This is a genomic window from Pseudomonas argentinensis (assembly GCF_001839655.2).
In the GTDB taxonomy this organism is placed as follows: domain Bacteria; phylum Pseudomonadota; class Gammaproteobacteria; order Pseudomonadales; family Pseudomonadaceae; genus Aquipseudomonas; species Aquipseudomonas argentinensis_B.
The window spans coordinates 2,581,467-2,598,449 of sequence record NZ_CP056087.1 but is presented as its reverse complement, the minus strand read 5'-3'; the positions used below and the strand labels follow the sequence as shown (position 1 = coordinate 2,598,449).

15 protein-coding genes and 1 pseudogene are annotated in these 16,983 nt (G+C 55.8%); 4 read left to right on the top strand and 12 right to left on the bottom strand.

All coding sequences use genetic code 11. From position 1 onward, the window contains the following. Window positions 1-45 precede the first annotated feature (45 nt). Entirely contained in the window at window positions 46-1,218 is a 1,173-nt protein-coding gene (locus SA190iCDA_RS11590; protein WP_070886932.1) for a hypothetical protein, read from the bottom strand. A gap of 187 nt (window positions 1,219-1,405) precedes the next feature. Next, window positions 1,406-1,948 (bottom strand): HEPN domain-containing protein, encoded by a 543-nt coding sequence (locus SA190iCDA_RS11585; protein WP_070886933.1) that lies wholly within the window; start codon window positions 1,946-1,948, stop codon window positions 1,406-1,408. 355 nt (window positions 1,949-2,303) lie between these two features. Between SA190iCDA_RS11585 and SA190iCDA_RS11580 the strand changes: the two genes are divergently transcribed. Next, complete coding sequence (locus SA190iCDA_RS11580; protein ID WP_070886934.1) at window positions 2,304-3,611, top strand: DUF5623 domain-containing protein; 1,308 nt, start codon at window positions 2,304-2,306, stop codon at window positions 3,609-3,611. A gap of 267 nt (window positions 3,612-3,878) precedes the next feature. On the opposite strand, the gene SA190iCDA_RS11575 is transcribed toward SA190iCDA_RS11580, so the two are convergent. The 3 genes from SA190iCDA_RS11575 to SA190iCDA_RS11565 form a co-directional block, all read right to left on the bottom strand. After that, window positions 3,879-4,709, bottom strand: coding sequence for a hypothetical protein (locus SA190iCDA_RS11575; protein WP_070886935.1), 831 nt, complete (start codon window positions 4,707-4,709; stop codon window positions 3,879-3,881). Window positions 4,710-4,719: 10 nt separating this feature from the next. Beyond that, a complete protein-coding gene (locus tag SA190iCDA_RS11570; protein ID WP_070886936.1) occupies window positions 4,720-4,905 on the bottom strand; it encodes a hypothetical protein in 186 nt (61 codons plus the stop codon). A gap of 92 nt (window positions 4,906-4,997) precedes the next feature. After that, a complete protein-coding gene (locus tag SA190iCDA_RS11565) occupies window positions 4,998-6,722 on the bottom strand; it encodes a hypothetical protein (RefSeq protein ID WP_070886937.1) in 1,725 nt (574 codons plus the stop codon). 1,324 nt (window positions 6,723-8,046) lie between these two features. Here SA190iCDA_RS11565 and SA190iCDA_RS11560 point away from each other — a divergent pair. Genes SA190iCDA_RS11560 through SA190iCDA_RS11555 form a run of 3 tightly spaced genes read left to right on the top strand, consistent with a single transcriptional unit; the run spans window position 8,047 to window position 10,610 of the window. After that, window positions 8,047-8,784, top strand: a complete 738-nt coding sequence (locus SA190iCDA_RS11560) for an ABC-three component system protein (RefSeq protein WP_083329866.1) — start codon at window positions 8,047-8,049, stop codon at window positions 8,782-8,784. Continuing rightward, window positions 8,768-8,989, top strand: a complete 222-nt coding sequence (locus tag SA190iCDA_RS23430; protein ID WP_070886938.1) for an ABC-three component system middle component 7 — start codon at window positions 8,768-8,770, stop codon at window positions 8,987-8,989. Before SA190iCDA_RS11560 ends, SA190iCDA_RS23430 begins: the two co-directional genes overlap by 17 nt. Further along, window positions 8,982-10,610: a DUF2326 domain-containing protein gene (locus SA190iCDA_RS11555; RefSeq protein WP_070886939.1), complete on the top strand. Its 1,629-nt coding sequence runs from the start codon at window positions 8,982-8,984 to the stop codon at window positions 10,608-10,610. Before SA190iCDA_RS23430 ends, SA190iCDA_RS11555 begins: the two co-directional genes overlap by 8 nt. A gap of 564 nt (window positions 10,611-11,174) precedes the next feature. On the opposite strand, the pseudogene tmk reads toward SA190iCDA_RS11555, so the two are convergent. From tmk to fabD, 7 genes and pseudogenes are all read right to left on the bottom strand, one after another. Beyond that, window positions 11,175-11,471, bottom strand: a pseudogene (tmk, locus tag SA190iCDA_RS11550) (dTMP kinase); the annotation flags it as partial. Beyond that, on the bottom strand, window positions 11,468-12,532 hold the full coding sequence (mltG, locus tag SA190iCDA_RS11545) for an endolytic transglycosylase MltG (RefSeq protein ID WP_070886940.1): 1,065 nt from the start codon (window positions 12,530-12,532) through the stop codon (window positions 11,468-11,470). The gene mltG and the pseudogene tmk, both read right to left, overlap by 4 nt. Before the next feature lie 3 nt (window positions 12,533-12,535). Next, window positions 12,536-13,348: an aminodeoxychorismate lyase gene (pabC, locus tag SA190iCDA_RS11540; protein ID WP_070886941.1), complete on the bottom strand. Its 813-nt coding sequence runs from the start codon at window positions 13,346-13,348 to the stop codon at window positions 12,536-12,538. Continuing rightward, window positions 13,348-14,592 carry a beta-ketoacyl-ACP synthase II gene (fabF, locus tag SA190iCDA_RS11535; protein WP_070886942.1) on the bottom strand — a complete coding sequence of 415 codons (1,245 nt, stop codon included), beginning with the start codon at window positions 14,590-14,592 and terminating at the stop codon, window positions 13,348-13,350. Before fabF ends, pabC begins: the two co-directional genes overlap by 1 nt. Window positions 14,593-14,807: 215 nt before the next feature. Further along, entirely contained in the window at window positions 14,808-15,044 is a 237-nt protein-coding gene (gene acpP / locus SA190iCDA_RS11530; protein ID WP_003245177.1) for an acyl carrier protein, read from the bottom strand. Between the two features lie 191 nt (window positions 15,045-15,235). Continuing rightward, window positions 15,236-15,979 (bottom strand): 3-oxoacyl-ACP reductase FabG, encoded by a 744-nt coding sequence (fabG, locus tag SA190iCDA_RS11525; protein WP_042556697.1) that lies wholly within the window; start codon window positions 15,977-15,979, stop codon window positions 15,236-15,238. A 15-nt stretch (window positions 15,980-15,994) separates the two neighbouring features. Then, window positions 15,995-16,945, bottom strand: a complete 951-nt coding sequence (fabD, locus tag SA190iCDA_RS11520; RefSeq protein ID WP_070886943.1) for an ACP S-malonyltransferase — start codon at window positions 16,943-16,945, stop codon at window positions 15,995-15,997. Window positions 16,946-16,983 lie beyond the last annotated feature (38 nt).

The window sequence follows — 16,983 nt, the reverse complement described above, 5'->3', positions numbered from 1 at the left end:
GCCGCGAGAGCGGCCTTTATTCTCAATGGTGTCTCGACGTCGGCATCACATGAGGATAGGAATCAATATTTTCATCTGTAATAGAACGAACCAAGCAAAGCAGCCTCCGCTAGCGATAAATAAGCAGATCAAAAGCAAGCGACTCCATGGCCGCATTGTGTTCTGCCACTGGGCAATGATCCGCGTGAAGATTAACGCAGATGAATCGTTCTGGAAAAGATATAGAAGCCCCTCAGCGTTAGCAGATACAGTCAAATTATGAGGCCCCTCCACTTTTGAGAGGAACATCAAGGAACTGTCGAACCAACGCAGCACCAAGTCTCCTTCCTTTCCCTCTTTAGACAATTTTGCGTCAAATGAATTAAGGCGGCTCAGGTGGAAACTGCGCAAAGGCGCATTCGTCGGTGATATTACGCGTACCGGGCTGAACTTCTCGTACTGATTGGGCTCAAACTCTGCCCTCCACATAGCTACCGAAGCTAAGTTTGAATACTCATTTAAAGCATACTCAATTCGCGTAGAAGCATAATCGTCGAACCCATCGTAGACTGGTATATCGCCATACTGAGTTATAGCCTCTGCAGTCTGATATTTATTTGACTCAGGACTATACGCTCCGATTTCCATATCGTAGCTCTTAATGCTCCACCATCGCCTGAGTTCATCCTCCACCAGCGCGAGCAACCAGCGTCGGCCTTCAATTCCAAGGTAGTCCTCGTTACTTGCAAGCGTTCGCTTGAGCAGAACCGGACACCTAATCTCAAAACAAATCACTGCGAGCAAATAGAAGACGCCGCCCAACAGTAACCAGCTTAATGGAAGTACAGCGGCCTCTACTCCTTTCAAGTCCGGAGCTGCCTGGAGGAATGCAGCCACCAACCCCCCGATGGCTACAAGTTTGACCCCAGTTGAGGACTTCATTCTTGACCAGAATGACCAGCTAATCATCTGCCGAAAACGGTGATACATCATCTCCTGCCGCGTATTTCTCCTCTCGCGAAGTGCGGGCCTAAACATATCGTCGCTAGGAAACTCATCAAAAAACCAAGAGACCCAGCTAAACTCAAGTCGTCTCTGGCGACGCTGCTCACGGCGATATTGCTTCTGGGATTCGGCTAACTTTCGACACATCTCCTCACTAAGAAAAAAACCTTTCTCCGAATCCTGTGTCTGATCGCTCTGGTTTTCGACCTCTGAAAATTTGTTCTTAGCTGGCAATCTATGACTCCTGAGTTTTTGTACGGCGGATGCTGATAGTACGGGAACATGAAACATGAACTGCATCGGGAGGAGGTAGCACACTTTTTTCTGCAGGACTTTAGCTATTTATTCAATTGGCGTGCTATCTGAAGAACGGCTCGCCATAGCTGAGACAGAAGCCTTGAGGTTCCTCTGTGTGTTACTACTAAATCTGTTCATTCACACACTGATCAGTCTTCTGCACAAGAAGCTTGATAAGTCGGATGGCTTTCTCCAGATCATCACGCTTGACCAGGTGAGCAGCTGGCACACCCGTGCTCTGTACCTTGGATCGATGCACAGCCTGCCCCCGCTTGCTGATCAAAGCGTCAAGCGCCTTCCGATTCCCTGCTGCATCAGTGCTCATGCCGGCCCAACTGGTAGTGACGTCGACACCGAGGTAGTCCAGGAATAGCTGCTTTGTCTTCGCCGAATCAGGGTTGTGAAAACGCTTGAGCTCGTTCTCCAGTTTCTCGGCCATGAAGTCGCCGCACCGGCTTCCCTTGATCAGCTTGAGCTGGATTGCCAGCGCCTCAGTGACACGATCCTCGACGTAGGTCTCCCAGGCGGTCAGGGCCATGACCAGCCCTGCGCGTTTGAGCACCTCCGCATTGGCCGGAGGCGGGTTGGCGTTGAGGGAGTCGAAGTGTTCAAGGAGCTCTTCGGCGTCTTTAATCGAGTACTGGAAAGCCTGCTCTGCTTTTGACATCAAAAAATCCTTTTGCGTCTGTGTCCATTGCGCTGTGCGCCATCCTAATACTCACAGTGCTCTGCTGCTACTGGTGGTACGCTGCCCCACCACATCTCCCCCCTACTTAGAACTCACGGTACCGCTGGATCAGGCCTGGCCAACCGGCCTCTAAGTCGTGAAAAATCCCTTGCAATACGCCCGAAGTACTTGCTAGCTTAATAGTAGCGCAAGGCAGGCGCACCTCACTCGCCAGTGAAAGCTGCAAAACGGCACTGCCAATGTGGTAAACCTGAACACCCTCTAAGCCATGATTTTTCTAGGCTCCGAGTTGACGTAGGCGAGTGGCGTTGCGCAATGGAGCTGGAGAGAAATTATGAGCATCACTCCCGCTGTACATGCCGTTCCTCAGACCCTTCGTGGGATCAAACGCAAAGCCAAAACCCTGAAAGGCCCTGAGGTTACCCACCTGCAGGCACTCGACCTGGCTGCTCAAGACTCAGGCTATCAGAGCTTCCATCACGCTCGCCGTGTATTGGAAAAGCTTACCGCCGAACTCCCCATGCTCGATAGCATCTACCTGTCTGCCTACTGGCATGACAGGAACAAAAAACCTTCTGAGGCTGGCCTTGAGGTGATCCGGGTTGATTTGCCACGCCCCATGCTTTCGTTCCTGACCAAGTACCAGATAGCCTTTACGCGAAACCTCTCTGGCTTTCGCGTTGCAGATACCGACCACTTGGAAATGTCCTTCGACGCTGACTCTCAGGAACGTGCAAAAGAACTTCTTCACCGGGCAGCCTTGGCACTGCAGTTCGTTGAAGCAACGGGACTACGCCCTGTCACGACTCAAGCTCAACGCAAAAAACTGAGCCGCACGGAAACACTACCTCGTCGCGACCACATCTCCTGGTGGGTAGATCCCACAACCGAGCGGTGCGTTGCACTGGATGAGCCTTACGACCATGTAAACCGCACAGATGAAGTCACCGCACGCAGCAAGTGGGCGGATCAAAATGACTTTCACATCTCGAAGCCGGTGTGGCCAGGCCTTTACTATCCGAATAATGCGGTTCCGCACTTCGTTGGCCAGGACGGCGACTGGCTTTCTGAATTGACCAGCATCGTAGAGAAACTTCCCGCCCCGCAGATTACAACGGTAACGCGAGAGGGAGACAAACCAGGTTTCGGCTATTACGCACGCTTCGCTAGCCCCGCTACCGAGGCAAGTGGACGTAAGCGTAAGCCTAGGCTCGGAACGACCTACGGATACAGCAAGGGAGCAACTGAGCTTTTTCGGCGGGCGGGCGAGCCGATCAAATGGCGCCCTAAAACCGGGTTGGCCATCTCCAAGCACAAAGAGCTCTCGAAAGAGCTGAAGTCTCTATGCATTTCACCAATGAATTTCCGGGCAAATCAAGTCTTTGAGAAGGTACGTTCGACCTTGGAAGACTGGATGTATGCCGAGCACCCCGCAGAAACCCGTAACAGCGAGTTCTACAATACGTACTACGGCGATGACGCTGAGTGCTCTGTTTTCCGCTCTACAGCTGATCAAGTCGCAGCAATTGAGCGATTGCAAACTCTACTGATGAAATATTACGAAGACAGCAAACCAAAGCGTGACTTGCTCAAGAGCATTCAGCAAGCAATGGCTGGCATGCAGAAGAGCCTGGCTGCCTAATGTCAGAAATCTGAAATGAAAGCCAGAAAATAGCAAAGGCCGCGTCAGCGGCCTTTACTGGGTGATCATGCCATCAAATCGGTTTCTCACCAGCGCAGAACTGACCTGACCTTCGCGCGATTTTTAAGAAAATCTTGCCGCCGTTAAAAAATCTAGCCTACTTTGTCGTTCGGATTCCAAGTATGCGGTAGCAGTTCGGCTATGGAGATAGACACTTACACAAAGCTGTAGCCTGGTTTTGAGTAAGCGCTTGCAAGCATACCGACACTAAGGTAGCAGTTCCGTCGCAATCGTTTTTTTGGCCTTCTCTTCTTCATCGAAAACTTCACGGATCTTCTCACTGAAGAGGCTGATCGAGATGATGTTTTCTTGTTTGAAGTAGATAGGTTCCAGAATTGATGTGTCAGCGGGATAGGTGTTGGTGTACGTCACCTTCAAAGAATCTTTGTCTCTGTAGCCGCTGAGCCCGGGTAGTAGCTTGATTTCGAGATCCACACCCGTGACCTCGGTCGGCGTTCCTAGCGACTGGATAAGCCCAACATAGACTTTGCGATCATCCATCGAAATCATGACCGACCTCTTGTGAGCGAAAGCATTCACCAACGTGCTGCCCATTGGACTGTGACGCAACGTCTCTTTCGTCAGAAAGCTTTCAATTCTTTCCGGATCCTTTGACTTTAAGTAGGCGCGCAGTCCACGACGTGTGCGCGCAGCCCATACGTCCGGCATTACCAAGGTGGTCAAGCCGGCCAAGAGTGCAAATACGGCTGCTTGGCTCGACTTGGGATCGACTAACCCTGCTTCGCTGATCAGCTTGCCGAAAAACGCCAGGAAATCAGTACTGAAGGTGTGCGCTCCAGCCCAACTACCCCACAAACATGCAGGGCCCAAGGTATACGTGAACCAGTCATGTGAAAACACAAAGCTGAAGGCAGACACTATCGCCAGCGCGGCGATGAAGCACATGATCCCATAATACCCAACCCGCAGGTAAAGGAGCTGACCTTCATACCGATGCAGGGTGTAGTAGGAAAAAGGATCTTTCAGACAAGCGAGGTAGCCACTGACCAGCAGCGGCAGCAGCAACAGGAGCGCCATAGCGTGGAGATTATTCCTTTACGAGTCGCTTTCCAGCCTCATGAAGCGCCTCAAGCTGCTCCTTCAGGTCAGATGCATCCATGGACAATTGACCATTCTTCGCGTCCAGAGTGCGAATGTCGTTCAACGCCGCCATGAAGGCCTCGTCATCCTTCTTCTGGGCGTCGCTTCGGTGACCAATGCTGCTACGGAACATAACCTTTCCATTACTGAGATATGAAATACCGTGCCTTACCATAGCATGAATCGCACAACACCATCATACAACTCCGCATACTGACAAGCCAATCAGCCGGTCTGCGACCCGTTTTCGTCATTTGCAGCGGGCTGTTCGGTTGCACGCTTCATTTCACGAAATGCTTGCTCCCAGACCAGCCTCTCACTCAATGACCCATCCATGGGCTGAGGTTCATCAGCACTGATAGCTTCCAAGACTGCCGCGACCTGACAGGAGGGATCCGAGCCATGAGCACGGCTTACGCCCGCAATCAGCTTTAAGATATCCTGATATCCACCGCGTGAAATGTGGTGCACAACCAGATCATGCTGGGCGATGCCCGTAGCGTCAAAAAGGAAATCCAACTCTACCTGGCCGCCCACCCTGAGCAGCATCCGCCACATAAAACGAGGCAGCGGCGTGTACAGCGTATCAGCAGGATCGATCCCCCACTTCGGGTAGTCGTTACGAATGGACGCCTTGAAGTCGTTCGACGTCGTAAGGTAGATGTCCCACTCCCCTCGCGAAACAGTCGGCACGTTTGATCTGACCTTCTCAACGAGGCTATCTAGCCGTAGCGCGACGTCGTGTATTAGCGAGTAAGGAATCCTGATTTTGTGATACAGGGGCAGCAGCACAAAATTGATTTGCGCATAAACCTCCCCTGCCCGCGAAGTCTTGAGGAAGACTTCGTCGCTAAGATGCTTGCCAGTGCTAGGCGCAGGCTCATCACTGGTAGACAATAGCCCAGCAAGCGAATCCGCTTCGTCGGAGGTCGGCCAAGCCATGCGGGCGAAGGGCCCCACCTGGTCGTCATGGCCATACAATTTGTCGATCTTTGCAGCACGCAACTGGAAGCCCGTGCCTCGTCGCGGCAATACCGGGGCATCCTCACTTAGAGAAAACCCAGTAATCGCTACAGCGTGCTGCCCGACCTCGACCAGCTTTCCTTTGTTGCTCACTTCGTGCAGCGCGTAAACCAACACAGAAGGAATGCGGCACTTCAAGAACGCATAGGCCAAGCCATTGAGCTCATAACGCGTGCCGGCACCGATCACCAACGGCTCAAGCCCTACCCGCCGAACGGCGTAGGCCATCTGACCCGCCGTCAATCCATCATTGGGGAAGGCTCGCGAGCTAGCAGCGGCAAAGTTCTCGGGCATGTGTTCGCCTGCCCAGTTAGTGATTTCTACCGGAGGCGGAATCGGATGCTGGAACAGCTTCCCGGTACCCTGGAGACATGACCACAGGGCACTGGTGGCACAGGCCGCCACGACCGTGTCCTGCTCCTGATACGCCAAGCTCTCGACCGACAACTCCATACCAAACAGATTGACCGGATAGGTGCGAAGGCAAGGGAAATTCCTCCTGCCGCCGTCATCCGGATACGTACGCAAGCAGGTGCGCCCTATGACGGCCAACGGCAGGGGCTTGATCACGACAAACCCCAGATACCCAGCACGAAGCTGCACCTCTTCGCTGCAGTCTCGGCCACGAGTAACCGCTGCACCGAAGAAATCTTCATCAACTTCAATATCGAAGAAATGGAGCCGGAGGGTTTTCCGATCGTAATTCTCGAAACACCGATCGTAATACGCCGCGTAGTCTTCCAAGTAATCGCGATCAATGTAGCCCGTCTCGACGACAATCGTCTTGGCAGACAGGGCCTGGAAGTACTCCTCGAAATATGTGCGATGGAGCTTGCGCGAAATTCGATCAACGGGCGCCTTGGCTGAGCCTCGCACCAAGCACTGAATCAGGTTGTCGATGCTGTAAGGAACTACCGAGAACGCCAAGCCGCACCTACGCCACGCAGATGATTGAGCAGGCATTATACCAGTACGAAATAGCAATGCGCCATTGAAGGCACGGTGATTTCAGATCAGGTCGAAAATCGCCGATCAGATTTGAATCACGAAAAGCTGAGGGAGTCGCACCTAGCCGAAGCGCCGATGCATTGAGATGGGACGATACAGATCGTCACGATGCACGGCACGCGATCGATTGAGCTCGCTAATCTCATCACCCGCCTGCTCAATCGCTTCGGCTAACGCTGCCCGCCCCTCGTCGGTCGCGAGCCAACGAGAGAGGCTCTCAAGTTCTTCTTGAGACAGGGACGAAAGCACAGGTGCAACGAGTGCAGCGTGTGACTTAGGCTTTGCCATGGCTGATGGGTACCGTAGAAAAAGTAGTGAAGCTCGCTTTTGAAGCATATCAGTAAGAGTCGATTTGCGTCAAACCGGGGGACGGACATTCAAGAGAACCCCAAGCCGAGCAACTGAAATTGCTCTCTGCAATCAGTATAACGACCAGAAAGCTCAAATCTGAAGACACCATGAGCAGATATCTCTCGGCCAACGGCCTACAGCCATGCAATGAATCGATGAGAGCCCAACTCCCCAGTTGCCAATTCATACCATAGCCGATGCTCGAATTACGCAGCTTCAGATCACACTGATCGCACCCTCAACACCTTAAACACCCCAAAAACTTAGTGGTTCCTTCAACACCACGGCAAATCGTGCAAGGAACGAACTAAGGATGCCCAGCAAGCGGAGCGCGCCGCCGTGAAGGATGGAAGCCCGCAGGGCCAAGACAGGCCATTCATGGCCAGGCTTGGTTCACGACCGCCGGCCCGACAGGGCACGGCAAACCATCCCCCTCCCCTGACGCCATTCGTCGGGTAGAGCGACTCTGGAATTTGCTCCACCCATCCGCTGTCACCTGTAGCAGTACGACTGGAACAAACAACCAAAGCTCGTGAGACGCTCGGACTAAGCTCGCGACACAGTTATACCCGCAATGATGGCAAAATGGTATTTTCTGCCACCTGAAAAGGAAATCGAGCACAAGGAATGTGGAATATTGATCGTATTGGCTGCAAAAGCCTTAAGGCTCTAGCAGCAGGCACAGGCACGCCATCAGCAGTTTGCCTTTCGCCTCTCTCTCCAACCTCCATAGGCTCGGCCTTTCCATACGCCTGTATGGAACGGTTCCCTGTGCCTGTACCCCACTCATTTGCCAGCCAGTTGAGACACTGCTCAGCTCTGGATGGCACGCGGACACTTTAGGTTCGATATGGCTAATGCAAGGGTTCCTTACCATCCTGAAGAGCACAGTATGCTTTATGCAGAGACGGGTGGAATTTGCCCACTTTGCTCCTGTGTAATCATCGACAAAAAACCAGGCTCGAAAAATCCTAGTAAGTTTTATGACGTAGCCCATATTTATCCTTTAAACCCAACACCCGCTCAAAGTCTGGCACTTGCTAACCATATAGCGCCCACCGACATTAACGGTCTTTCCAACGTAATTTGTCTCTGCCCTTCCTGCCATAAAAAATTTGATAAAGACTTCAAAATTGAAGAATATGATCGACTGAGAGCTATCAAGGACGCATTCATCAGTAATGCCAACGCCAGAAAATCAATATCAGAACACTCCCTTCGAGTTGAAATAAGAGAACTCATTGAGGCTTTCTGCGACCTAGACGATGAGAGCCTTGTCGCCTTCGACGTAGAACTGAACGCCCACACCTTAAGTGAAAAATTAAAAAAAGGTGCGAGCAACATCCTAAAACGCAACATTCGAAACGATGTAGTCGGATACTTTGTGACCATTCGTGAAGAGCTAAGAATTTTAGAACAGCGCGACCAAGCAGCAGTCAAAATGCTACTCAATCAAATCAATACCTATTTCTGGGCCATGCACAAAGAGCATCCAGGCAACAAAGACGTCATCTTCAATTACATCGCGCAATGGATAAGCCAAAAAAGTGGAAAGTCATTGGACGTCTCGAAAATCATGACTTCATTTTTTGTACAGAATTGCGAGGTGTTCGATGTTAGTGCCGAGTAAATTCACAAAACTTGAAGAATCTACAATTTTCAAAATGCACACAATACTCGCAGATAGACAGCCTGGCGAAACAGTAGCCCAGGCCCTTATAAAGACCAGAGATAAATTCCTGGATGCTTCAGAGTTTCTGGTCGCAATGGACGTGCTTTTTCTTTTGGGTTACTTGGACATACAGGACGATACTGGAGTGATTGAATATGCTTAAGGCAATTAGATGCGAACTATTCAGTCAGAAGGTAATTAACTTTGACTACGGCCTGAACGTTATTCTCGGCGATGATGAGGCCAAGAACTCGATTGGCAAATCTTCAGCCCTAATGGCAATCGACTTCGCAATGGGCGGAAGCAGCCTGTTAGAAGATGATGCTGGAGTTATCAAGGCACTGGGGCATCATTCATACGATATCGCGTTTGAGTTCGATGGCAAGCCTTTGTTCGTTAGTAGATCGACAGCGCAACCGAGCACAGTCCATGTTCAGGACTTCAATGAACGGGAATTTAATGAGGTATCACTTGAAGAGTTCAGGGAAAAGCTCAAGCATCTTTATAGATTATCTGAGTTAGAAAGCTCGTTTCGATCCCTCGTCGGGCCATTCTCTCGGATATGGAACAAAGGAGAGTCCGATCCAGCACACCCACTGGCTGCAGCTTCCAAAGAGAAACTAAGTGCAGGTGTATCTAGGCTACTTGATCTCTTTGAACGCACAAGCGAAGTTTCCGGGGAGCGAGCAATTCTTCAGGTACTGAAAGAAAAAAAAGAACTGATGAGAAAATCGATGACTGCGGAAATCATTCCACGGATCAGCATGACTCAGTACAGGACAAATAGCACGCTAATCAAAAGCAATGCGCAACTCATTAGCGACCTTAAAGATAACTTTGCCGGAGCCATGTCCGCATACGAGGCGTTATTCGACGAGAAACTGAGAGGCATCCAGCAGAGAAAAAATGATTTGATCGCTCAACGGAATTCGATCTCTGCAAGGCGAGAGAAACTTCAAAGAGACATCTCCGGAGTATCACCTCGCCTCACCGCCAACATTGCACTTGTGGCCGAATTTTTCCCAGACGCCAACCTTGAACGCCTTGAGCAAGTAGAGCAGTTCCACGCCAAAATTGGAAAACTTGTCAGCAAGGAACTCAAGAGTGAGCTTGAGCTCCTGATCGCAAAGGAATCGGAAATCAGCACAAGCATCGCTGCCTTTGATGAAGAGATAAAGCTAACGCTCAATGCGAAAGGCACCCCGACAGACCTGTTCGCAAAAGTCTTCGAGATAAAAGAAGTCACCGACAAGGCTCGTGAGGAGAACAAGTTCTTCGAGCAAAAGGTGTCGATTGATGACAGTGAAGTGGCCTCTAAGACACGTCTGGACGCGATCTACGACAAAATCTTCCTAGAGATTGAAGCTGCTATGAATCAGGAGCTGGAGGGCTTTAACAGGGTCGTATACGGGCCTGAGCGTAACCCCTCACAGCTTCGTATAAAAAATGCGAACTCCTACAGCTTTACCTCTCCGCTGGATACCGGAACAGGGAAATCGTACGCAGGCCTAGTCGGGTTTGATCTTGCGCTGCTTAAACTCACGCGCCTGCCATTCATCATCCACGACTCCATGATCTATAAAAACATCGAGATTGCTGCCACCGAGCATATTCTTGAAATTTTAGGATCATTCACACAAAAGCAGGTCTTCCTGGCTTTTGACGAAGCGAAGAAATTCAGCAAACAGACTCAGCAGATCCTTCAGTCTAAAAAAGTATTGCAGCTGGATCGTGACCATCTGCTCTACATCAAGGATTGGAGGGCTAAGGAGAAGAAGGCATAGCGCTGGGTGATGCGTGCGTTTTGGTATGTCCCTCGCGCTACCTGGTAGTCCGTTGCCCTGCTTCTCTCGCAGGGCTCCTCGCTCTGCTTTATCGCTCTGCGTCTGCCCAAGCGCCTCTGCGCTTGGGCTCTTTTGCTTGGGCTTGCTTGTGTCTGAGCTCTCTGTGCTTGAGCTCTCGCCTGTCGCATCAAGGACTCGAATGGTGTAGAGCTATCCCTTTCCATGCCGTCGCGCCCGCCCCTTTCGTGTCTTCAGAGGGGCTGTAAATCAAAAATGTAAACCTTCAAGCCATTGAACTTAAGGGGTTTTTTAATTTTCAGGGCAGAGCTTGACCTCCACCGGAGGCGGATAGACCGGCTATTCGGAATTTTAGGTTTACATTTGCCCCGAAATCACAGCCGACGAGCGTTCGTTTACATTACTCGACCGTTTCGGCCTACAATGAAGTCATTTCCGAAGCGTTTCCCTCTGTAAACCCGGGCTTTCCGGGGCATGAGGGCGGGATGGGTAGGACTAGACGTAGATTTCCATTTGTTTACCTTTTCTCCCCGTCCGAAACAGATTGTTGGTGAAGCGATCACAGAGCACCACCACTCCACGCTCAAGGGCCGGAACTATGACCTGGGCCAGGTGCTGGGCACGGGCGGCGAACACCAGCAGCAGCTCGGTATCGCTGGCCATGGTTTCATCACTGGGCGCCAGCAACAGCTCGCGCACCCGCTCGGCCAACGGCGTGCCGCCTGGCTCGCGGGTCAGCAGCACGTCGATCCCCTGCTCGCGCAAACGCGCCGCCAGGTACTCCCGATTGGTGCTCTTGCCGGCGCCCTCGGGGCCTTCCAGGGTGATAAACAAGCCGCTCACGGGGTGTCCTTTTCGCTGGTCTGGGGAATGGGCGCAGGGCTGGATCGGTAGTCCGCGCGGCGCTTCAACTGGTATTCGCGTACCGCACGATTGTGGGCATCGAGGGTTTCCGAAAACACGTGGCTGCCGTCGCCGCGGGCCACGAAATACAGGGTCTTGCCATCGGCCGGGTGCAGGGCCGCATGGATCGCCTCGCGGCCGACCAGAGCGATCGGCGTCGGCGGCATGCCGTCGATGGTATAGGTGTTGTAGGGCGTGGGTTCGCGCAGGTGAGCACGGGTGATGCGCCCCTGGTAGCGCTCGCCGAGGCCGAAGATCACCGTGGGGTCGGTCTGCAGGCGCATGCCGATGGCCAGGCGCCGCACGAACACCCCGGCGATCTCGCCACGCTCCTCGGGTACGCCGGTTTCCTTCTCGATCATCGAGGCCATGATCAGCGCCTCGTAGGCGTCCTTGTACGGCAATCCGTCGGCACGCTGCTCCCACTCCTCGTCGAGCACCACCTGCAGGCGCTTGTGAGCCTGCTTGAGCAGGTCCAGGTCGCTCATGCCGCGCACGTAGCGGTAGGTATCGGGAAAGAAACGCCCTTCGGGGTTCTCGCCGGGCTGGCCGAGCTTGGCCATGATCTCGGCATCGCTGAGCTCGCTCAGGGTCAGCTCCAGCTTGTCCTGGCGCGCCAGGGCAGCGCGTACCTGGCGGAAGGTCCAGCCCTCCACCAGCGTCAGGCTGTATTGCACCACCTCGCCACGGCGCCACAGGTCGAGCATGTCGCGCACCCGCAGGTCGGGGGTCAGGCGGTACTCGCCGCTGTGCAGGGGCTGGCCCTGCAGGTTGAAGCGCCAGTACAGGCGCAGCCAGAAGGCGCCGTCGATCACGCCGTCGGCCTCCAGGCGATTGAGCACGCCACCGGGCGTAGCCCCGGCCGGCACTTCGATCAGGCGCTCCTCGTCGAGGGTGAGCGGCTGCTCCAGCGCGCGATGCTGCTGCCAGGCGACCAGACCGAGGGTTAGGCCGGCCAGCACCACGACGATTTCGAGCATCAACAGTAGTTTGCGAATCACGAATCAGCGGTCCAGTAGATGACGGGCAAGGGCCTGCAGTTTACGGGTGAGCGGGCCCACCGGCCAGTGACGGCCCTGTAGCTGACGCACCGGCCATACCCCGTACAGGCTGTTGCAGAGAAAGACTTCCTCGGCGCCCAGCAGTTCGTCCAGCTCGATGTCGCGGACCTGGCAGGCGATGCCCAGTGCCTGCGCCTGCTCCAGCAGCTCGGCACGCATCACCCCAGCCACCCCGCAACGCTGCAGGTCAGGCGTGACCAGCACGCCGCCCGCGACCAGAAACAGGTTGCTGAACACCCCTTCGATCACCCGCCCTGACACATCGCGCATCAATCCTTCGGCGTACCCGGCATCCTGCCACTCGGCGCGCGCCAGTACCTGCTCCAGGCGATTGAGGTGCTTGAGACCGGCGAGCAGCGGCTGCTCGGCCAGGCGCGTGGTGCAGGGGTACAGGCTCACGCCCTGCTCGGCGTGCTGCTCGGGATAGGCCGGCATGGCGGCGGACTGCAGGACATGCCGCGGCGAACCGGTCGACGGCGCATAGCCGCGCTGGCCATCACCCCGGGTGACGATCAGCTTGGCGACGCCCTCCTCCAGCTCGACACAGAAAGCCGACAGCTCGCTGCGCAGCCGATCGGCGTCCAGCCTGATATGCAAGCGTTCACAACCGGCAGTGACCCGCGTCAGATGCCGTTCCAGCAGCACCGGGCGGCCGCCCCGCACCGCCATGGTTTCGAACAGGCCGTCACCGTAGGCCAGGCCGCGGTCCACCAGCGGCAGCGACGCCGCTGGCTGACCGTCGACCCAGTGCGGCATCAGTCGGCGTACCGGCGAAATACCAGGGAGCCGTTGGTGCCACCGAACCCGAAGGAGTTGGACAGCACCACGTCCATCGGCATCTGGCGCGCCTCAAGGGGCACGAAGTCGAGGTCGCAGCCTTCGTCCGGCTGATCGAGGTTGATGGTCGGCGGCGCGATCTGGTCACGCAGCGCCAGCACGCTGAAGATCGCCTCCACCGCACCGGCGGCTCCCAGCAGGTGGCCGGTCATGGACTTGGTCGAACTGACCGCCAGCTTGTGCGCGTGCTCGCCGAACACGGTCTTGATCGCCGCCACCTCCGCCTTGTCGCCGGCCGAGGTCGAGGTGCCGTGGGCGTTGATGTATTGCACCGCGGACGGCTCGATGCCGGCATCGCGCAGGGCGTTGGCCATGCAACGCGCGGCACCGGCGCCATCTTCGGGTGGCGAGGTCATGTGGAAGGCGTCGCCGCTCATGCCGAAGCCGATCAGCTCGGCATAGATGGTCGCGCCGCGGGCCTTGGCGTGCTCGAGTTCTTCGAGCACCAGCGCACCGGCGCCATCGGACAGCACGAAGCCGTCACGATCCTTGTCCCACGGGCGGCTCGCCTTGGTTGGCTCGTCGTTGCGGGTGGACATCGCCCGCGCCGCGCCGAAGCCGCCCAGGCCCAGGCCACAGGCGGCCATTTCGGCGCCACCGGCGATCATCACGTCAGCTTCGCCGTAGGCGATGTTGCGCGCGGCCATGCCGATGCAGTGGGTGCCGGTGGTGCACGCCGTGGAAATGGCGTAGTTGGGACCCTGCAGACCCAGGTGGATCGACAGGAAACCGGAAATCATGTTGATGATCGAGCCTGGCACGAAGAACGGTGAAATACGCCGTGGTCCCTGCTCGTGCAGCGATTTGCAGTTGTTCTCGATATTGGTCAGGCCGCCGATGCCGGAGCCCATGGCCACACCGATACGGTCACGGTTGGCATCCGTGACTTCCAGGGCGGCGTCACGGGCGGCCTGGAAGCAGGCGGCCAGGCCGTACTGGATGAACAGGTCGAGCTTGCGCGCCTCTTTGGGCGCCAGATAGGGCTCGACATCGAAATTCTTCACCGAGCCGCCGATGCGGGTCGAAAAAGCGGAAAGATCCATGTGTTCGATCAGGCCGATACCACTGCGGCCGGCCAGAATGCCCTGCCAGCTGCTCGGCACATCGTTACCCAGCGGCGACAACATGCCCATACCGGTAACCACGACGCGTCTACGCGACACAGCAATCTCCTCTTATCAGGTTTTTCGACGCCGCGATGCACCTGGCAAAGCGCTGCCCAGGTCGTCGATCATCCGGCGATTGGCTCAGGGTAGTCGCTACCCGAGCGGGAAACGCCCGTGGGCGCTCTTGCAAACTTTTTACAGCGAACCGTCAAAGAAAAGCCGCACGCCTTTGCAGACGTGCGGCTTTTCCGATTCGGGAAGCGACGAACTGCTTACTGAGCGTGAGCAGTAACGTAGTCGATGGCTTCCTGAACAGTGGTGATCTTCTCGGCTTGTTCGTCCGGGATCTCGGTCTCGAATTCTTCCTCGAGAGCCATCACCAGCTCAACGGTGTCAAGCGAGTCGGCACCCAGGTCTTCAACGAAGGAAGCGCTGTTGGTTACTTCTTCTTCCTTCACGCCCAGTTGCTCGGCAACGATTTTCTTGACGCGTTCTTCGATGGTGCTCACGTGTTATCACTCCTATTGGACAAATCCAGCCAGCTGGTTGTGCCGGCAAGTGTATAGAAAGGGTTTTCAGCTTTTCAAGCTGAAAGCCGGTGGCGCCCACGGAAATACGCCAACGATTCGATCTGCAAACTGACTGCTTTACCACCAGGTCCGCATCGAATCGTCGACGATCGCCGACGACGCGCCTTTATTCAGCTCATGTACATCCCGCCGTTCACAGGGATAGTAGCCCCTGTGACGTAAGCTGCACCATCGGAAGCAAGGAAAGAAACCACGTTGGCGATTTCCTGCGCCTGCCCCAGACGGCCCAGCGGAATCTGTGTCAGCAGCGCTTCACGTTGCGCTTCGGGCAATTCACGGGTCATGTCGGTATCGATGAAACCCGGTGCCACGGCGTTGACCGTGATCGAGCGCGAGCCCACCTCACGGGCCAGCGCACGGCCAAAGCCTTCCAGGCCGGCCTTGGCGGCTGCATAGTTCACCTGCCCGGCGTTGCCCATGGCACCCACCACCGAACCGATGTTGATGATACGCCCGAAACGGGCCTTGGTCATGCCGCGCAGCACCGCCTTCGACAGGCGATACAGGCTGTTGAGGTTGGTATCGATCACGTCGTACCACTCGTCGTCCTTCATGCGCAGCATCAGGTTGTCGCGGGTGATGCCGGCATTGTTGACCAACACCAGCACCTGGCCGAAATCCTTCTGGATCTTCTCCAGGGTCGCCGCAACGGATTCGTCGTTGCTGACGTTGAGCATCAGGCCGGTGCCTTCGATGCCGTTTTCCTTGAGGGTCGCGGCGATGCGCTCGGCACCCGCCTCGGACGTGGCGGTACCGATCACCACGGCGCCCTGACGGCCCAGTTCCAGGGCGATGGCCTGACCAATACCACGGCTGGCACCGGTGACCAGTGCAACCTTACCTTGCAGACTCATAGCATTCTCCCTTGTTCAGGACTGTACGGCGGCCAGTGCGGCGCGCGCGGCGGCAAAGCTTTCGGGGGTGTCGAGGTTGTGGGTGTTGACGCCCTTGACACACCGCTTGTTCAGCCCCGACAGCACCTTGCCGGGGCCACATTCGACCAGATCGGTAACGCCCTGCTCGCCGAGGCGAACGATGGACTCGACCCAACGCACCGGGCTGTACAGCTGAGCCAGCAGGTCGCGCTTGAGGGTATCGAGGTCCGCCACCACGGCCGCACTGACGTTCTGCACCAGGGGAATCTGCGGCGCCTGCCAGGCGATGGCGTTGACCGCCTCGGCAAAACGTTCGGCAGCCGGGCGCATCAGCTCGCAGTGCGACGGCACGCTGACCGGCAACGGCAGCGCACGCTTGGCGCCACGGGCCTTGCAGGCCTCGACGGCGCGCGCCACGGCAGCCGCGGAACCGGCGATGACTACCTGCCCCGGCGCGTTGTAGTTTACCGCACTGACCACATCACCCTGGGCCGCCTCGGCGCAGGCCGCCTGCACGTCGGCATCTTCCAGGCCGATGATCGCCGCCATGCCGCCCTGCCCGGCCGGGACCGCCTGCTGCATCAGCTGACCACGCAGCTCGACCAGCTTCACTGCTTCGGCGAAGCCGACGGCGCCGGCAGCGACCAGCGCGCTGTACTCACCCAGGCTATGACCGGCGACGAATGCCGGGCGCGCACCACCTTCGGCCAGCCACAGGCGCCACAGGGCGATGGAAGCAGCGAGGATCGCGGGCTGGGTCTTGTCGGTCTGGTTGAGCTGCTCTTCCGGGCCCTGCTGGGTCAGTGCCCACAGGTCGTAGCCCAGGGCGCTCGAAGCTTCGCCGAAGGTATCGAGAATCAGCGCGTGCTCGGCGCCGTGCCCGGCCAACATGGTCAGCGCTTGGGAGCCCTGACCGGGAAAGACGAATGCGAGGGATGCAGACATGGAACGGTTCCCTTAGTGATCTTCTCGTCGAAAAAGTT

Coding starts and splice junctions, on each gene's coding strand:
- fabG (WP_042556697.1), bottom strand. CDS start 15,979: ATGAGTCTGCAAGGTAAGGTTGCACTGGTCACCGGTGCCAGCCGTGGT.
- SA190iCDA_RS11570 (WP_070886936.1), bottom strand. CDS start 4,905: ATGTTCCGTAGCAGCATTGGTCACCGAAGCGACGCCCAGAAGAAGGAT.
- pabC (WP_070886941.1), bottom strand. CDS start 13,348: ATGCCGCACTGGGTCGACGGTCAGCCAGCGGCGTCGCTGCCGCTGGTG.
- SA190iCDA_RS11555 (WP_070886939.1), top strand. CDS start 8,982: ATGCTTAAGGCAATTAGATGCGAACTATTCAGTCAGAAGGTAATTAAC.
- SA190iCDA_RS11575 (WP_070886935.1), bottom strand. CDS start 4,709: ATGGCGCTCCTGTTGCTGCTGCCGCTGCTGGTCAGTGGCTACCTCGCT.
- fabD (WP_070886943.1), bottom strand. CDS start 16,945: ATGTCTGCATCCCTCGCATTCGTCTTTCCCGGTCAGGGCTCCCAAGCG.
- SA190iCDA_RS11580 (WP_070886934.1), top strand. CDS start 2,304: ATGAGCATCACTCCCGCTGTACATGCCGTTCCTCAGACCCTTCGTGGG.
- SA190iCDA_RS11585 (WP_070886933.1), bottom strand. CDS start 1,948: ATGTCAAAAGCAGAGCAGGCTTTCCAGTACTCGATTAAAGACGCCGAA.
- SA190iCDA_RS11560 (WP_083329866.1), top strand. CDS start 8,047: ATGCTTTATGCAGAGACGGGTGGAATTTGCCCACTTTGCTCCTGTGTA.
- SA190iCDA_RS23430 (WP_070886938.1), top strand. CDS start 8,768: ATGTTAGTGCCGAGTAAATTCACAAAACTTGAAGAATCTACAATTTTC.